Here is a 289-nt window from a genome sequence, read left to right on the forward strand (position 1 = left end):
ATCATTAACATCTACTACACCCTCTGTATCGGTATCTCCTCCATCTGCGGATTCTGTTTCTCCTGCTTCTGCCTCTGTTGAACCAAAGCCTTCTACATCTTCTGACTCTATTGATCTTTCGTCTAATCTTCCTATGACGCTTGATGTTCAGTCTAATCTCCAAATTAGAGCTGTTGTTCCTCAATTACCAACTTATCTTCTTTTGCCAAATACCTTATTTCATGCTGGTTTAGTGGATATGACCACGCAAAATAAGACGTTAGAGACCATGCGGAATGCTTTTCATTCC

Annotated in this window: 1 protein-coding gene; it reads left to right on the forward strand. The window is 40.5% G+C overall.

The window, feature by feature from the left end; all coding sequences use genetic code 11:
* A partial coding sequence (locus ACFIJS_RS08740) for a hypothetical protein (protein WP_375651222.1) occupies nt 1–289 on the forward strand: 289 nt, incomplete at both ends.

Source organism: Bartonella sp. OT172YNZD, assembly GCF_042193725.1.
Classification (GTDB): Bacteria; Pseudomonadota; Alphaproteobacteria; order Rhizobiales; family Rhizobiaceae; genus Bartonella; species Bartonella grahamii_A.